At 64.2% G+C, this 16,755-nt stretch carries 10 protein-coding genes; 2 read left to right on the top strand and 8 right to left on the bottom strand.

The features are described 5' to 3' along the window. The first annotated feature begins 30 nt into the window (after positions 1-30). The gene (locus M5B96_RS10245; protein WP_248796564.1) at positions 31-681 is read left to right on the top strand and encodes a LexA family protein; all 651 of its coding nucleotides are present in this window, start codon (positions 31-33) and stop codon (positions 679-681) included. 149 nt (positions 682-830) lie between these two features. Here the strand turns inward: M5B96_RS10245 and M5B96_RS10240 are convergent, their stop codons facing one another. From M5B96_RS10240 to M5B96_RS10205, 8 genes are all read right to left on the bottom strand, one after another. Next, positions 831-2,777, bottom strand: coding sequence for an acetyl/propionyl/methylcrotonyl-CoA carboxylase subunit alpha (locus M5B96_RS10240; RefSeq protein ID WP_248796563.1), 1,947 nt, complete (start codon positions 2,775-2,777; stop codon positions 831-833). Continuing rightward, positions 2,777-3,592: a gamma-carboxygeranoyl-CoA hydratase gene (locus M5B96_RS10235; protein ID WP_248796562.1), complete on the bottom strand. Its 816-nt coding sequence runs from the start codon at positions 3,590-3,592 to the stop codon at positions 2,777-2,779. The genes M5B96_RS10240 and M5B96_RS10235 overlap by 1 nt, the downstream gene beginning before the upstream one ends. A 148-nt stretch (positions 3,593-3,740) precedes the next feature. Beyond that, positions 3,741-5,348, bottom strand: a complete 1,608-nt coding sequence (locus M5B96_RS10230; RefSeq protein WP_248796561.1) for a carboxyl transferase domain-containing protein — start codon at positions 5,346-5,348, stop codon at positions 3,741-3,743. A gap of 11 nt (positions 5,349-5,359) precedes the next feature. Further along, positions 5,360-6,523, bottom strand: a complete 1,164-nt coding sequence (locus M5B96_RS10225; protein ID WP_248796560.1) for an isovaleryl-CoA dehydrogenase — start codon at positions 6,521-6,523, stop codon at positions 5,360-5,362. A gap of 241 nt (positions 6,524-6,764) precedes the next feature. Next, positions 6,765-11,756: a dermonecrotic toxin domain-containing protein gene (locus M5B96_RS10220; protein ID WP_248796559.1), complete on the bottom strand. Its 4,992-nt coding sequence runs from the start codon at positions 11,754-11,756 to the stop codon at positions 6,765-6,767. A 933-nt stretch (positions 11,757-12,689) separates the two neighbouring features. Further along, entirely contained in the window at positions 12,690-13,589 is a 900-nt protein-coding gene (locus tag M5B96_RS10215) for a hydroxymethylglutaryl-CoA lyase (RefSeq protein WP_248796557.1), read from the bottom strand. Positions 13,590-13,749: 160 nt separating this feature from the next. Next, entirely contained in the window at positions 13,750-14,142 is a 393-nt protein-coding gene (locus tag M5B96_RS10210; RefSeq protein WP_248796556.1) for a MerR family transcriptional regulator, read from the bottom strand. A 148-nt stretch (positions 14,143-14,290) separates the two neighbouring features. Beyond that, the gene (locus tag M5B96_RS10205; protein ID WP_248796555.1) at positions 14,291-15,220 is read right to left on the bottom strand and encodes a LysR family transcriptional regulator; all 930 of its coding nucleotides are present in this window, start codon (positions 15,218-15,220) and stop codon (positions 14,291-14,293) included. Between the two features lie 151 nt (positions 15,221-15,371). On the opposite strand from M5B96_RS10205, the gene M5B96_RS10200 reads away from it, so the two are divergent. Next, complete coding sequence (locus M5B96_RS10200; RefSeq protein ID WP_100943900.1) at positions 15,372-16,601, top strand: acyl-CoA dehydrogenase; 1,230 nt, start codon at positions 15,372-15,374, stop codon at positions 16,599-16,601. The last annotated feature ends 154 nt before the right edge of the window (positions 16,602-16,755 follow it).

The following is a 16,755-nucleotide window of genomic DNA, read 5'->3' as shown; positions in this document are numbered from 1 at the left end:
TGGCGAAGTACTATCCGTATTGTTCCGCCCATGGATAAATGGATAGCATTGGTGAAGGCCAAGCTCGAAGAGCTTCGTCTTTCGCAGGAAAAACTTGGTGAACGCCTGGACATCACCCAGGGCGGCGTCGGTCATTGGCTGAACAAAAGGCGCAAGCCTGATCTTGTGATGATGAACAAGGTCCTCCAGGCGCTGGGCCTGGGGCACCTGGAGGTGGTCCTGCTGATTCGTGACCGCGCGGTGGCGGCCCAGGCCCCTGAAGAGCGCGACGAACAGGTCTACGACATCACCTCGGCGTTTCGCTACCCGGTCGGTGACTGGCAGGAGATCGCCACGCTGCGGGATTCGGCCCGGGGCGAGTACGCCGGGCGTTACGAGGTGACCGATCATTACGCCCCGGCGGCGTTCTGGTTGCAGGTGGTGGGCGATGCGATGACGGCGCCGTCCGGTACCAGTGTGCCCGAGGGCATGATGGTGCTGGTGGACCCGGACCGGGAGGTCGAGGTCGGCAGCCTGGTGGTTGCCCGTCTGCACGAGGGCGAGGAAGCGATTTTCCGCCAGTGGATGGAGGAGGGCGGGCATCCTTACCTCAAGCCGTTGAACCCGACCTGGCCGAAGATTCCGGTCGCCGAGGATTGCTGCGTGATCGGCGTGGTGGTGCAGGCGACCGCGAAATTCTGAAGACCGGCTCCGTGCGTGACGCGTTCACCTGTGGGAGCGGAGCTTGCCCGCGAAGAACGATGACGCGGTGCGCCTGATACACCGCAGCGCATTCTTCGCGGGCAAGCTCCGCTCCCACAAAAGCCGTGCACACACACGCTTGGTTGCAGTCAGGATTCCAGCTCCACCAACGCACTGCCTTCGCTGACCATCTCGCCTTCCTGGCAATACAACGCCTTGATCACGCCCGCCTGGGGTGCGCGGATGCTGTGTTCCATCTTCATCGCTTCCAGCACCACCAACTGGGCTCCGGCCTCGACGCTTTGCCCGACCGCCACCAGCACCCGCACGATGCTGCCGTTCATCGGCGCGCTCAGGCCGCCCTGATGGCCGTGGCCGCTGTCGACGGCGGCAATCGGGTCGAAGCGGGTGATCTTGTGGCACTCGCCCTGCCAGTGCAGGTAGAGTCCGTCGGCACCGCGGATCACCCGATGCCGCCGGCGAACGCCGGCCTGTTCCGTCGACAGGTATTCCCCATGCAGCTCAAACCGGGTCTCCAGCGTCAGGCTGACGGCCCGGTCCTCACCATCGCAACTCAGGTGCACCACGCTTTGCGCCGGCAGTCCGCTGCGAAAGCCGTTGCCTTGGGCCCAGGGCGAGGCCGGGTCGTCCGCCCGCACGCCAGGTACCTGGCCCTGCATGAAGGCCTGGGCGGCCGCCTGCCAGAACTCTTCGGTCCGCGCCCCCGGTTGCGGCAGCAGGTCTTCCTGATAGCGCGGAATAAAACCGGTATCCAGCTCTGCCGCGGCGAACGCCGGATGGGCGACGATCCGCCGAAGGAACCCGAGGTTGGTTTTCAGCCCGCCGATCACGAACTCGTCGAGCATCGCCAGCAAGCGCAGGCGCGCCTGTTCGCGGGTCTCGCCCCAGGCGATCAGCTTGCCGAGCATCGGGTCGTAGAACGGCGAGATGTTGTCGCCCTCGGCCACGCCGCTGTCGACCCGGCGTCCGGCCCCCGACGCCGACTCGCGATAGAGCTCCAGGCGCCCGGTGGCCGGCAGGAAGTCATGGCCCGGGTCTTCGGCGTACAGGCGCACTTCGATGGCATGGCCGTGCAGCGGCACCTGCGCCTGGGTCATCGGCAGTACCTCGCCGCGAGCCACGCGAATCTGCCAGGCCACCAGGTCGAGGCCGGTGATGGCTTCGGTGACCGGGTGCTCGACCTGCAGGCGGGTGTTCATTTCCATGAAGAAGAAGTCGCCGCGGGCGTCCAGCAGGAACTCCACGGTGCCGGCACCGACATAGCCGATGGCCTGGGCCGCGCGTACCGCCGCCTCGCCCATGGCCTGGCGCAGTTCCGCACTCAGCCCGGGCGCCGGCGCTTCCTCGACGACTTTCTGGTGGCGGCGCTGGATCGAGCAGTCGCGCTCGTTGAGGTACAGGCAGTGGCCGTGCTGGTCGGCGAACACCTGGATCTCCACATGGCGTGGCTTGAGCAGGTATTTCTCCACCAGCATCCGCGCATCGCCGAAGGACGATTGCGCTTCACGCTGGGCCGAGGCCAGGGCTTCGGCCAGTTGGCTGACGTCCTCGACCACTTTCATGCCCTTGCCGCCACCGCCGGCGGTAGCCTTGAGCAGCACCGGGTAGCCGATGCGCTCGGCGGCGACGCGGAAGGTCTCCAGGTCCTGCGCCGCGCCGTGATAACCCGGTACCAGCGGTACCCCGGCGGTTTCCATCAGGGCCTTGGCCGCGGACTTGCTGCCCATGGCATCGATGGCGCTGGCGGGCGGGCCGAGGAACACCAGGCCGGCGGCCTCGATAGCCCGGGCAAAAGCGGCGTTTTCCGAGAGGAAGCCGTAACCGGGATGGATCGCCTGGGCACCGCTGGCCTGGGCGGCGGCGATCAGTTTGTCGATTTGCAGGTAGCTTTCGGCGGCCTTGCTGCCCCCCAGGTCGACACGGATATCGGCCTCGCGGCTATGCCGGGCGTCACGGTCGATGGCGCTGTGCACGGCGACCGTGGTCAGGCCCAGGGCCTTGGCGGTGCGCATCACCCGGCAGGCGATTTCGCCGCGATTGGCCACCAGGATGGAAGTGATCACGGGCGTGCTCATCAGCGCGGCTCCTTGAGGGGGGATTCGGCCTGCCAGCTCGGCGGGCGTTTTTGCAGGAAGGCCCGCAGGCCTTCCTGGCCTTCGGCGCTGACGCGGATGCGAGCAATCGCATTTTCGCAATAACGCCGCCGCGCCGGGCTGAGTTCGCCGCTGCCGATTTCCCGCAGCAGTTCCTTGCTCGCGCGCATGGCTTGCGGGCTGTTGAGCAACAGGTTGTCGATCCAGGCCGCGACCTGTTGCTCCAGCTCACCGGCCGCGCAGGTTTCCGACAACAGGCCCAGCTCGCGGGCGCGCAGGCCGCTGAAGCGTTCGGCGGTCAGGGCGTAGCGGCGCGCGGCGCGCTCGCCGATGGCCTGGACCACGAACGGGCTGATCACCGCCGGGGCCAGGCCGATGCGCACTTCCGAGAGGCAGAACTGCGCATCGTCGGCGCCGATGGCCATGTCGCAGGCGCCGATCAGGCCGAGGGCGCCGCCATAGGCCGCGCCCTGGACCACGGCCAGGGTCGGGATTTTCAGCTTGGACAGGTTGTACATCAGTTCGGCCAGTTCGCGGGCATCGTCGAGGTTGGTCGCATAGTCCAGTTGGGCCGACTGCTGCATCCAGGCCAGGTCGGCGCCGGCGCTGAAGTGCCGGCCACGGCCGCGCAGCACCAGGAAACGCAGGGCGGCGTTGGCCTGGACCTTGTCCAGGGCAAGGATCAGCTCGCGGATCATCTCGGCGTTGAAGGCGTTGTTCTTTTCTTCGCGGCTCAGCCACAAGGTGGCGAAGCCCCGGGGGTCGAGTTGCAGTTCGAGGGTGTTGAAATCGGTCATGGTGTCGGGTCCTGTGCAGCTTTTGTTGGCGCTGGATTGCCAGTGGTGACGATGTTGCCCTTGCCGCCGCCATCGCCGGCAAGCCGGCTCCCACAAGGGGTGGCGTTTTCTCCGCGAGTCTGGGCAGGCGCGAACCGGCGGGTGACGGTCACATCCGGAACACGCCGAAGCGGCTCGGTTCGATCGCCGCGTTGAGCGCGGCCGAGAGTGCCAGGCCAAGGATTTCGCGGGTCTGGGCCGGGTCGATGACGCCGTCGTCCCACAACCGGGCACTGGAGTAATACGGGTGTCCCTGGTGTTCGTACTGGTCGAGGATCGGCTGCTTTATCTCGGCTTCCTGTTGCGCCGAGAAGTGCTCGCCATTGCGCTCGTGCTGCTCGCGCTTGACCTGCACCAGGACCCCGGCGGCCTGTTCGGCGCCCATCACGCCGATTCGCGCATTCGGCCACATCCACAGGAAACGCGGGTCATAGGCGCGGCCGCACATGCCGTAGTTGCCGGCGCCGAAGCTGCCGCCGATGATCACGGTGAATTTCGGCACCTTGGCGCAGGCCACGGCGGTGACCAGCTTGGCGCCGTGCTTGGCGATACCGCCGGCCTCGTACTTCTGGCCGACCATGAAACCGGTGATGTTCTGCAGGAACAGCAGCGGGATGCCGCGCTGGCAGGCCAGTTCGATAAAGTGCGCGCCTTTCTGCGCGGCTTCGGCGAAGAGGATGCCGTTGTTCGCTAGGATCGCGATGGGATAACCGTGCAGGTGGGCAAAGCCACAGACCAGGGTGGTGCCGAACAGCGCCTTGAATTCATCGAATACCGAGCCGTCCACCAGCCGGGCAATGACCTCGCGCACGTCGAACGGTTGCTTGGCGTCCGCCGGTACCACGCCATACAGCTCGTCGCTGCCGTACAACGGCGCGATCGGCGTGCGTTGCCGCAGTTCACCGAGCTTGCGCCAGTTGAGGTTGGCGATGCTGCGCCGGGCCAGGGCCAGGGCGTGCTCGTCGTTCTCGGCGTAATGGTCGGCCACGCCGGAGATCCTGCAATGCACATCGGCACCGCCAAGGTCCTCGGCGCTGACCACTTCACCGGTGGCGGCTTTCACCAGCGGGGGACCGGCGAGGAAGATGGTCGCCTGCTGGCGGACCATGATCGCCTCGTCGGCCATCGCCGGCACATAGGCCCCGCCGGCGGTGCAGGAGCCCATGACCACGGCGATCTGCGGGATGCCCTGGGCGCTCATATTGGCCTGGTTGAAGAAGATCCGCCCGAAGTGCTCGCGGTCCGGGAACACTTCGTCCTGGCGCGGCAGGTTGGCGCCGCCGGAGTCCACCAGGTAGATGCACGGCAAGCGGTTCTGCTGGGCGATGGTCTGCGCGCGCAGGTGTTTTTTCACGGTGAGCGGGTAGTAGGAACCGCCTTTGACCGTGGCATCGTTGGCCACGATCATGCATTCGACGCCTTCGACGCGGCCGATACCGGCAATCACCCCGGCAGCCGGGACGTCTTCGCCGTAGACCTCATACGCCGCCAGTTGGCTGATCTCCAGGAACGGCGAGCCGGGATCGAGCAGGCGGTTGATCCGTTCCCGTGGCAGCAGTTTGCCCCGCGAGGTGTGCCGTTCCTGGGCCTTCGCCCCGCCGCCTTGCTGGACCTGGGCCAGCAGGTCGCGCAGGGCCACGACCAGTTCGAGCATCGCCGCGCGGTTGCCGGCGAACTCGGCCGAACGCGGATTGAGTTGCGTGTGCAGGATTGCCATGTGCGCGCCCCTCAGCGGGTTTCGTTGAACAGTTCGCGGCCGATCAGCATGCGGCGGATCTCGCTGGTGCCGGCGCCGATTTCATACAGCTTGGCGTCGCGCAGCAGGCGTCCGGCGGGGAATTCGTTGATATAACCGTTGCCGCCGAGGATCTGGATCGCGTCGAGGGCCATCTGGGTCGCGCGCTCGGCGCTGTAGAGGATCACCCCGGCGGCGTCCTTGCGGGTGGTCTCGCCGCGTTCGCAGGCCTGGGCCACCGCATACAGGTAGGCGCGGCTGGCATTGAGCTGGGTGTACATGTCGGCGACCTTGCCCTGGATCAGCTGGAATTCGCCGATGCTCTGGCCGAACTGCTTGCGGTCGTGGATATAGGGCACCACCAGGTCCATGCAAGCCTGCATGATCCCGGTCGGACCGCCGGAAAGCACCACGCGCTCGTAGTCGAGGCCGCTCATCAGCACTTTCACGCCGCCGTTGAGCACGCCGAGGATGTTCTCTTCCGGCACTTCGACGTCATCGAAGAACAGCTCGCAGGTGTTGGAGCCGCGCATGCCGAGCTTGTCGAACTTGTTGCTGCGGCTGAAGCCTTTCCAGTCACGTTCGACGATAAAGGCGGTGATGCCGTGGGCACCTTTTTCCGGCTCGGTCTTGGCATAGATCACATAGGTGTTGGCGTCGGGACCGTTGGTGATCCAGGTCTTGCTGCCGTTGAGCACGTAGCGGTCGCCACGCTTGTCGGCGCGCAGTTTCATCGAGACCACATCGGAGCCGGCGTTGGGTTCGCTCATGGCCAGGGCGCCGACATGTTCGCCGCTGATCAGCTTGGGCAGGTACTGGGTTTTCTGCTGGTGATTGCCGTTGCGGTTGATCTGGTTGACGCAGAGGTTGGAGTGGGCGCCATAGGAGAGGGCGACCGAGGCCGAGCCACGGCTGATTTCTTCCATTGCCACCACATGGGCCAGGTAGCCGAGGCCGGCGCCGCCATATTCTTCGGCCACGGTGATGCCCAACAGACCCATATCACCGAACTTGCGCCACATGTCGGCGGGGAACAGGTTGTCCACGTCGATCTGCGCGGCCCGTGGCGCCAGCTCGCGGGCGACGAAGGTCTGCACCTGGTCACGGAGCATGTCGAGGGTTTCACCGAGGGCGAAGTTCAGGGTCGGATAGCTCATGGGGCACCTTTTGTTATGGGTTGAGCAAGGCGTTGGCGTGGGTGTTTATTCACCTTTACGTTAACGTAAAGGTGATGGGGCCGGCTGTCAATCGGACATTTTCGCCGGACTGTCCCGGCCCGGTCGCGGTCCATCTGGGAGCCGGCTTGCCGGCGATGGGGCCGGCAAGTCCTGTGTCGATCTTGCGCGCGTCTTCGCCGGCAAGCCGGCTCCTGCACGGACGGTGCCTGGCCTGAAGGATTCAGCTCGCCAGCCCGTGCTCGCGCAACGCCGTTTCGGTCAGGCGCTCCAACTCGTCGTTGTACTCGCGTGCAATGGCTTCATAGAGGGCCTGGTATTCGGCGTCGGTCATGCTCCGGGCAAACACCTCCCGCTCGGGCTTGCCCAGGGTCGCGGCCGCCGCTTTCATCGCCGCTGCCAGTCCGGCCTTTTCATCCGTCGACAGCTTGCCGTTGTCGAACCAGCGTTCCTGTGCCGTTTGCAGGTCCACCAGCGCGTCGCTCTTTTGTTCGCGCAGCGTCTCTTTCTCGCTGAGCTCCTGCAGGTACTGGATTGCCAGGTAGTCCTTCCAGAACGCCTGCTTGACGGTCTGTCTGACGGCATCCCCGGGTTGCGATTCCTGTTGCAGGATAGCCAGGTAAGCCGCGTCCAGTTGACTCTGGCTGACACCGGCAACGTCCTCGTAAACCATCTTCGACGCCTGCCAGGGCAGTTCCAGGTGCCCGGCCAGACCGACGCGATAGGCCAGGTAGACTTCCGCTTCATCGGGATCCGCGCCCTCGGCCCTGCGCTTGACGATCAATGCCCGGGCATGCCCGTTGACGCGATCCAGGCGTGCCTTGCCCTTGGCCAGTTGCAGCAGTTTCGATTCGATCCGTTGGGCCTCCGGTTCGGCATAGGCCTCATACAGCAATACGTCGAAGCCCATGTCGCTGAAGGCCACGGTCATGCCGTCGACACAGGCGTCCGGTTGCGGCGCGCTGGCCTTGAGGAAGAGCTTCTCGCGCAGCGCGGTATCCTCGGCCGCGGCCCTGACCATGCGCCGGACCTTGTCCATGAGGGCCGGGCGGGTGACCTTGTCCTCATAATCGGCGGATTGTTCCAGGTCGCCGATCACCCGGAAAAACGCTTCGGACTGGTCGACCGGCTCCTCGCCAGCCAGATGCTGCCAGTCATCCCGGAAGGTCTGCTGTTCCTTGCGCGCAAGCCCTTGCAGCCAGGCACTCTGATCCCGTTGCACGGCGCCACGGGAGCCCCAGCGGTCATGCGTCGGTTCATCGTCGCTGCTCAGGTTGGCCTCCGGGTCCGATTCGGTCGGCAGGTCCAGGCCCAGGTCGATATCGGTTTCGGCATGGTAGCTCGCGACGTCGTCCAGGGCGCTGGCCCCGATGGGGTTGCCATGGAGGTTGACGGTGCTGGCGATCCGTTGACCCCGTTGACTGAGATTCAGCAGCGTACTCGGGACCGTGGTGAGCTGGTTCCCGCCCAGGTCCAGGCGGACCAGTACCGGCAGCCGCTCGTAGCCGCTCGGCCAGGTGGCGAGCCCACAGCCGTGCAGGTCGATGCGGGTCAGGCCGAGCATGGTGGAGAAATCCGGTGTGCGCCCCAGTCCCGGATTGTGTGCCAGGTTCAGATCCGTCAGACGGATCATCCCGGCCAGCAGGGCGGCGGCGTCCGTGCTCAGGACGATATTATTGTGGCTCAGGTTGAGGTGGGTCAGCCGGGTCATCGAACCCAGCGCCGATGGCACCTCGGTCAGGGCGCCGCCACTGAGATACAGCCGGTTCAACTGCGGGAAATCACTGAGGAAGCGGTTCAGCCCCGTGGTGATATCCGGGTGGGCCAGGCTCAGGTACAACTCGGTGACATGCCCGAAGTCGGCCGAAAGCACCGGCAGCCGGGCGTTGCGGTCGTAAAGGACAACGTTGAGCCGGTAACCGTCCAGGGTGGCGCGCTGGCTGGGTTCGCGGCGCCAGCATTCCTTGATGGTTCTGGCGATATGGCTTTTGACCATCACACTCTCCTGGGGACCCGGCGGTGTGCCGACCCAGGCTTCGAGTTCCGTGCACAGGCTGTTGTACTCGCTCTCCAGTTGTTCGAGGCGTTGCACCGCGGCGCCCTCGTTCAGCCCGCGCAATTGGAGGAAGGCCTCGACCGCTTGCCAGGAATGGGAGGGGTACAGGCATTGGGCGCGCTCGGTGAAGGCCGCGGAGCGACTGCCCAGGGGCCTGCCGCCGACGCCGCGACCGCTGAGTGGATAGCCGAGCCGGCCGTCGGCCAGGCGCATCGGCGGAACGTAGCCGGGCTTGAGCGGCGGCAGGCCGAGGCGGGATCCCAGCTCCCTGGCCGTGGGCAAGGGTTGCTTGAGCACTGTCTGTTTCAGTTTGTCGGCCTCGTGGGTTGCGGGAAATCCCAGGGCCTTGCGCTCGGCATCGGGCAGGGCGTGCAGGACGCTGCCGTACAGGTCGTCCGGACCGTGCAGTTCCTGGCCAAGGGCATCATGGGCTTCGTAGAGATCGCCTTTTTTGACCAGCACCTTGCGAATCGTCGCCTGCTCCGGACCGAGGCTGTCGAGCAGGCGGCCACTGAAGGACTGCTCGCGTATCTCCAGGCGCAGCTGCTTCGACCAGCCCGGCAGCTTGCCGAGTTGGCCGAGGATGATCCTGTCGGTGTCCGGGTTGTGCGCCGCATCGAGGTAAAGCCCTTCCACGGCCCGTCCCAGGCGCAGGTTACGGCCGTAGTGCCGGGCCTCTTCGGCGAGTCGCAAGGGCACGCGTCGCGCGTCGAGCAACAGCTTGTACTCGGGCGGACTGGCGTGCCGGAGCAATTCCTCGGCAATGCTGCTCGGCAGGCTCGGAAAGTCGTGCTGGATCACGGCGACAGCGGGGTTCTCGGACTGGGTCCGATAGCGATAGTGCGAATCGAACAGCGCTGCCCGGCGGTTGGCGGCCTGGGCCGCGAGTTTGCGCCTGAGGGCCACGCTGCGGGCGTCCAGGCTGATGGGGCCGGTGCCGAAGTCTTCGCCCAGCAAGCCGCGAATTTCCGCCTCGTCGAGTTTTTCCAGGACATGGCGCAACAGCTGGTTGGCATCAAGCCCCGGCCAGACGAGGTCGATGCGTTGCAACGCTTGCAACTGGCCGGCAGGGTATTCCTTCAGCGGCACGCCGTGTCGATCCAGCAGCCGCAGCACCTTCGAACGCGGCCAGACCGCTTCGCTGGTGAGCAACTGCAGTTCCATGTGCAGTTCGTCCAGCGAAGGGTTGGCCGCGCCACCGTTTTGCAGGCGTTGCACCAGGCGCTTGAGGTCCTGGTCGAGCTTGAAACGGGTCACGCTGTCGTCGAGCAGGGCCGGGGGCCGCTCGCGGTCCACGAACAGCCGCCGCAGGACATGCTCGTCGACCCCGCTCAATTGCAGGGCCCGGTCCGCGGACGCCGGGTCGAGGCTGGCGGCGTCCGGCCCCAGCCGGGCAAACAGCTGCGGCTTGCGCCACTGCCAGGGTTGTTCGAACTCATGGAGCCAGGCGCCCTTGCCGTTGTGATGGACCAGCGGTGTATAGGCGTCGGGGTTGTTCGGGTGTTGCAGGTGGAAGCGGTTGGCGGTGGCGCCGGGGTTGATCTGGTAATGGCGGCCGTCCAGACCCAGGTAGGTCTTGCCCTGATAGTGATAGAGCCCGGCGGCGTCGGGCTGCAATGCCGGGGTCTCGGGCAGGCTGTGGGCATAGGGCGCCAGGTCGGGTTTCCAGAGTGCCTGTCCACCTTGCGGCGGCCGGACCGACTGGAGTCCTTCAATGAACGACGAACCTTCGAAGTCCATCGCCAGCGCGGTTCCCAGCCCCAACAGTTCGAGATTCAGCAGTACCCCGAGAAAGCCGAGTACCGCTTGCTCTTTCTCCTCATGGCGCCATTCTTCGATCCCGTTGTAGAGCTGCACGACCAATTGCGCGGCGGCGACCGCGAGCATGGCTTCGCCGAGCCCGGGCACCAGGAACAACAGGTTGACCGTCCAGTTCAGCAACGCATGCAGGCGCGCCGTGCGGGTTTTCTTGTCCTCGTCGTCGGTGGGCACCGCCGTGACCCGGGCGTCGTCGAGCATCTTCACCACTTGCAGGGTGCAGAACTCGCGCAAGGCGTTTTCCCCCAGCGGGTTTTTTTCCAGGTTCAGGTTGGCGTTCGGGTCGGGCTTGCGCTGTCCGCTGGCCGGGTCGAGGGGGCTCAGGCGCTCGTTGAGGGCATGGAACAACAGGGGTTGCGTGCGCAGGTGCACATAACGCTTGAAATCGCCTTGATGGCTTTTGTCCCGCAGGTGTTCCCTGAGCTCATCGTGGAAGGCAGTGAAGGAGGGGTAGCGCTTGATAGCCTGGTGCGCATCGCCCGAGCGATAGACCACACAGGGCGCGGCGCCGGCGACAGGGGCGTCTTGTTCGATCAGCAGGACGCCCTTGAGCATCGCCCCCCAGTCGCCGCTGCCGGGGTTGGGGAAATCCAGCAAGGTCAGGTAGCAGCATTGCACCGGGCGCTTGTCCCAGCGCGCGGCCCGCGTCGGGTCGAGCAGGCTTTGCAGCATCTGGTAGGCCGACAGGTCCAGGGAGCCTTTCATCAGGGCGATCTCCGCCTGCACCGCCAGCTCGTCGCGTTCGTGTCGCTCGAACAGCTGGTTGAAGACCGGGCTCGGGTGACCTCGATGGACGGGCAGGAGAAAGCTTTCCACGTGTTGCTTGTACTGTCCGCCGAGGTCGAGCTGGCGACAGAGGGCGGCGAAGTCCGGGGGCGTGATGGGCGTTTTCAGGACGTCGCTGGTCTTGCGCAGGATCGCCGAACCGCGGTCGAAACCGAAATGGCCGGTTTCGCTGCTTTCGAAGTTTTGCAGGGCGGCTTGCAGCAGGCTCTGCACGATAATGTTCTCCTGGCGTGGTTGGCCGAGGGTGGCCGCCGCGAGGATATGGACGTGCTTGAGCTGATCCTGGTGAATGTCCAGGCCGGGGCCATAGCGCTCCTCCAGGGCCCGGGAGAGCAAGGGCGCGGCAAAATCCCTGGCGCTTTTGAAACCGCGCAGATAGTGCGCCAACGCGGTTTTGGAGGTCTGGCTCTGCCTGACGCGGGTGGCGAAGTCCTGGCGTCGGAGCAGGGTGGCCTGGGTCAGCCAGGACGGCAGCCGCTTGATGATCAGGTGATGGTTCTTGAGGGCGTGCGGCGGTTTGGCGGGGGCGACAAGGGTGGGTTGTTCGGTGCTCATGACGATTGGCTTTTTCAGTGAATGGAGCGTTCAGCTTATGCCCGGCATCAGAGGATAAAAGTTTAAAAAGTTGAGCTGAATCATAGGGTTGGGATCAGTATTCTGGTTGCTGAAAATAGCCGGATATGGGCGTTGGGTAATCGCCTCGTGCTAGGGCATCCGGCTCGATCAAGACCGGACGGGGCCTTTTGTAGCCTGGCTTGTCGGGGCCGCGAACCTGAACGGCGCGAGGGCTTGCTCCAGCACGGGGTTGGCAAAGACTTCGAGCGTGCCCATGTTGCGCGGCACGGCCTCGACCTTGCGCTGCTGGTGCAGGCAGCGGGCGTAGTGCTGGTGCCGCCGGGTGAAAACGGCGCACCGCCTGGAATTACGCTAGCCAGGCATTCAGAAGGGGAGAGGGGGAATCGCGGAAACACGAAGGGGAGCCGAAGCTCCCCTTGAATGTGTTGTTGTATGCTCTTTTTTTTATTATTGAGGGGCGGTCTGTTGTTGTTTTTGTCAACCGTGACCCTTTCTCGCCGTTTAGGTGACCCCCATCCGGGGTCAAAGAGCAAACGTATTTTTTTGAGCGCTGATCTGCTTTATCAGGTGATCCAACCAGTTCGGGAGCTACCTTGAGGTAGTTTTATTCTTCTCTGTCCGGTTGCGGGTGACCCGAGGGTTCCCTGAAAGCACACCTTCTCCAAAAAAATCTGTTAGCTGCGTCTCTGCCGTGTTGTTTTTGTTATGTCAGAGTCGGTACGTCTTATTTTTATGGGTTTGCTGCTTTTTATTCTTGTTATGCAAGAGATATAGCAGGTGGCGTGCCAACTTTTTAAAACCCTTTAAAATCAATGGCTTGATATTTTTCATGAACCTTCGGCAGCGGCCAATGTCGTGAATCTGTTTCCGTGTTACTCGTTTGTGTTTCCAGACGGTAACACCCGGACACATTCATCCCGCCTGGCGGGCCTTGGCGACCCGTGAGCCAGTAACACGTCCCAGCACATCACAGATTTCTTTGCCGGCGAGGAGCAAGCGGTCGAGGTCGACACCGGTGTGGATACCCAGGCCGTTGAGCATATAGAGCACGTCTTCGCTGGCGACGTTACCGCTGGCGCCCTTGGCGTAGGGACAGCCGCCCAGGCCGGCGATGGAGCTGTCGAAGATCTGGATGCCCTCGAGCAGGCTGGCGTAGAGATTGGCCATGGCCTGGCCGTAGGTATCATGGAAATGCCCGGCGAGTTTTTCCCGCGGCACGCTGGCCGAGACCACGTCGAACATTTTCCGGGTGGCCCCCGGGGTACCGGTGCCGATGGTGTCGCCCAGGGATACTTCGTAGCAGCCCATGGCATACAGCTCGCGGGCCACCACGGCGACCTGCTCGGCGGCGACCGGGCCTTCATAAGGGCAGCCGAGTACGCAAGATACGTAACCGCGTACTGTCACGCCGTGCTGGCGGGCGGCATCCATGATCGGTACGAAGCGTTCGAGGCTTTCCCTGATGGAGCAGTTGATATTGCGCTGGGAGAAGGCCTCGGACGCGGCGGCGAACACCGCCACCTCCTTGACCCCGGCGGCCACGGCGTCTTCGAACCCGCGCAGGTTGGGGGCCAGGGCACCATAGGTGACCCCGGGCTTGCGCTGGATGCGGGCAAAGACTTCGGCGGAACCGGCCATCTGCGGCACCCATTTGGGCGAGACGAAACTGCCGACTTCTATATAGCCCAGGCCGGCGTCGCTGAGACGGTCCACCAGGCGCACCTTGTCGGCCACGCTGATGGGTTGGGCTTCGTTCTGCAGGCCGTCGCGAGGACCGACTTCGACCAGGCGTACGTGGGTGGGTAGGGACATGGAGGATACCTTGCGCAAAGTGGTCACTACTGATGCGGTCCCCTGTAGGCGCCGGCTTGCCGGCGATGAGGCCCTTGAGCCTTGCGGCGCCTGTCCGGACGCCATCGCCGGCAAGCCGGCGCCTACAGGGACGGTGTTTACAAGATTACCTGATGAGTGCCTAGAGGGCCTGGGTTTCCAGGGTCTGCAGGGCCTGGTGGCAGCGCTCCTCGGCGGTGTCGAGCTCCAGTTGCATCTGCTCGATATCCAGCAGTTGCTGCTCCAGCTGCGCCCGGCGCTCGGTGATTTTCGCCAGCATGCTGTTGAGTTGCTTCTGGTTGCCGCTGGTGGGGTCGTAGAGCTCGATCAACTCGCGGCACTCGGCCAGGGAAAAGCCGATGCGCTTACCGCGCAGGATCAGTTTCAGGGTCACCTTGTCCCGGGCCGAGTAGATGCGTTCCAGGCCCTTGCGTTCAGGAGTTAGCAGGCCCTGCTCTTCATAGAAGCGAATGGCCCGGGTGGTGATGTCGAGCTCGCGGGCGAGGTCGGAGATGCTGTAGGTCTGGCTGCTCATGAAAGCGCTCGAGAAAGGTCATGGCGCTAAGCTAAGGGTTGCTTGACGTATACGTCAAGCATGGCGGTAGTACGCTGTTCCTCTTGTGGCAAGCTCCGCTCCCACAGGGCATGCGTTCAGATTCAAGTGAACAGTGCTTTCCTCTGGCTCAGGCCTTGTCGAGCTTCTTCTCATGGGCGGTGACCTGCTGGCACAGTTCGATCATCTGTTCGCGCATCCAGCGGTTGGCCGGGTCCTGGTCGGTGCTTTCGTGCCAGTAGAGGTGGGTTTCCACCGGTGGCACGTCGTTGACCGGCAACGGGAAGTAATGCAGGTCATGGCGGCGGGCGAAGCGCTCCGGCACGGTCATGACCATGTCGGTCTGTTGCAACACCTGCGAGGCCATCAGGTAATGCTGCGAGCGCAGGGCGATCTTGCGCTGGATGCCCATCTTGCCCAGGGCCAGGTCGACATAGCCGAGGCCGTTGCGCCGGCTGGAGATATGGATGTGGGTCAGGCCCAGGTAGTCGTCGAGGGTCAGTTTGTCCTTGCCTGCCAGCGGATGGGCCTTGCGCATGGCACAGACATAGCGGTCTTCCATCAGCTTGACATGGCGTACCTGCGGGTCGGTGTTGAGCGGCGCGTCGACGGCGAAGTCGATGCGTCCGGCGGCCAGCTCCTTGGTGGTTTCGCGGCGCTTGGAGAGGAAGCTCTCGATCACCACCGTCGGTGCCAGGCGGCGCAGGCGCTGGAACAGCGGCGGCAGGATCACCGCCTCGGTCAGGTCGGTCATGCTGATGCGGTAGGTCTTGTTCGCCTGCAACGGGTTGAAGATCCGGCTTTCCTGGACCGAGATACGCAGCAGCGACAGGGCATTGCGCACCGGGCCGATGATGTTCTGCGCCATTGGCGTGGGCACCATGCCCTGGGCGGTGCGGACGAACAGCGGGTCGTTGAAGGTCTCGCGCAACCGCGCCAGGGCGTTGGACACCGCCGGTTGGGTGATGCCGACGATCTGCCCGGCGCGGGTCAGGTTGGCTTCGGTATAGATGGCGTCGAAGACGATGAAAAGGTTGAGGTCGACCTTGCTCAGATTCATTTCGCGGCGCTCTTATTGTTAGGGTTCGATCAGCCGATCATATATCGGTGATGAATGTTAATACACGGCGAGAATAGCTTTGGTAAATTTTCGTAGCTGCACTAGCATCGATTCCATGACCCCGACCACCTACTCAAGAAGGTAGCTGCCCATGGATTTCGCCTATTCACCCAAGGTTCAGGAACTGCGTGAGCGCGTGACCGCGTTCATGGACGCTTATGTGTATCCGGCCGAACCGGTGTTCGAACGCCAGGTCGCCGAAGGCGATCGCTGGCAGCCCACCGCGATCATGGAAGAGCTCAAGGCCCGCGCCAAGGCCGAAGGCCTGTGGAACCTGTTCCTGCCGGAATCCGAGCTGGGCGCCGGCCTGACCAACCTGGAATATGCCCCCCTGGCGGAAATCATGGGCCGCTCGCTGCTCGGGCCGGAGCCGTTCAACTGCTCGGCACCGGACACCGGCAACATGGAAGTGCTGGTGCGTTATGCCAATGAAGAACAGAAACAGCGCTGGCTGGAGCCGCTGCTGCGCGGCGAGATCCGTTCCGCGTTCGCCATGACCGAGCCGGATGTGGCCTCGTCCGACGCCACCAACATGGCCGCCCGGGCCGAGCGCCAGGGCGACGAGTGGGTGATCAACGGCAAGAAATGGTGGACCTCCGGGGCTTGCGACCCGCGTTGCAAGATCCTGGTGTTCATGGGCCTGAGCAACCCGGATGCGCCGCGTCACCAGCAGCACTCGATGATCCTGGTGCCGGTGGACACCCCCGGGGTGAAGATCGTGCGTCCGTTGCCGGTGTTCGGTTACGACGATGCGCCCCATGGTCACGCCGAGGTGCTGTTCGAGAACGTGCGGGTGCCTTATGAAAACGTGCTGCTGGGCGAGGGCCGTGGTTTCGAGATCGCCCAGGGACGCCTTGGCCCGGGCCGGATTCACCACTGCATGCGTTCCATCGGCATGGCCGAGCGCGCGCTGGAGCTGATGTGCAAGCGCGCGGTCAACCGTACCGCGTTCGGCCGGCCGTTGGCCCGCCTGGGCGGTAATATCGACAAGATCGCCGATTCGCGGATGGAGATCGACATGGCGCGCCTGCTGACCCTGAAGGCGGCCTTCATGATGGACACCGCCGGCAACAAGGTGGCGAAAAGCGAGATCGCGCAGATCAAGGTGGTGGCGCCGAACGTGGCCTTGAAGGTGATCGACCGGGCCATCCAGATCCACGGTGGGGCCGGGGTTTCCAACGATTTCCCATTGGCCTACATGTATGCCATGCAACGCACCCTGCGCCTGGCCGACGGCCCGGATGAGGTGCACCGGGCGGCGATCGGCAAGTACGAGATCGGCAAGTATGTGCCGCGCGAGATGATGCGGTCGGAGCGCTAGGCCGGCAGTAACGGTGACTTGAAGGCGAATGCGGTCTTGTGGCGAGCGGGCTTGTCGGAACGCCGCATCACCGTGCTCGGCTGCGAAGCAGTCGTAAACTGGTGATTTCGATCTACCTGGTACATCGAGTTTCCTGGTTTTAGGGGCGCTTCGC

The sequence above is a fragment of the Pseudomonas sp. MWU13-2105 genome, assembly GCF_023242315.1.
In the GTDB taxonomy this organism is placed as follows: Bacteria; Pseudomonadota; Gammaproteobacteria; order Pseudomonadales; family Pseudomonadaceae; genus Aquipseudomonas.
This window is presented reverse-complemented; position numbering and strand designations above follow the sequence as displayed.

What these genes read in the sequence shown, in the direction of transcription:
- M5B96_RS10205 (WP_248796555.1), bottom strand. Translation starts at nt 15,220, where the DNA reads ATGAATCTGAGCAAGGTCGACCTCAACCTTTTCATCGTCTTCGACGCC.
- M5B96_RS10220 (WP_248796559.1), bottom strand. Translation starts at nt 11,756, where the DNA reads ATGAGCACCGAACAACCCACCCTTGTCGCCCCCGCCAAACCGCCGCAC.
- M5B96_RS10230 (WP_248796561.1), bottom strand. Translation starts at nt 5,348, where the DNA reads ATGGCAATCCTGCACACGCAACTCAATCCGCGTTCGGCCGAGTTCGCC.
- M5B96_RS10245 (WP_248796564.1), top strand. Translation starts at nt 31, where the DNA reads ATGGATAAATGGATAGCATTGGTGAAGGCCAAGCTCGAAGAGCTTCGT.
- M5B96_RS10225 (WP_248796560.1), bottom strand. Translation starts at nt 6,523, where the DNA reads ATGAGCTATCCGACCCTGAACTTCGCCCTCGGTGAAACCCTCGACATG.
- M5B96_RS10210 (WP_248796556.1), bottom strand. Translation starts at nt 14,142, where the DNA reads ATGAGCAGCCAGACCTACAGCATCTCCGACCTCGCCCGCGAGCTCGAC.
- M5B96_RS10200 (WP_100943900.1), top strand. Translation starts at nt 15,372, where the DNA reads ATGGATTTCGCCTATTCACCCAAGGTTCAGGAACTGCGTGAGCGCGTG.
- M5B96_RS10240 (WP_248796563.1), bottom strand. Translation starts at nt 2,777, where the DNA reads ATGAGCACGCCCGTGATCACTTCCATCCTGGTGGCCAATCGCGGCGAA.
- M5B96_RS10235 (WP_248796562.1), bottom strand. Translation starts at nt 3,592, where the DNA reads ATGACCGATTTCAACACCCTCGAACTGCAACTCGACCCCCGGGGCTTC.
- M5B96_RS10215 (WP_248796557.1), bottom strand. Translation starts at nt 13,589, where the DNA reads ATGTCCCTACCCACCCACGTACGCCTGGTCGAAGTCGGTCCTCGCGAC.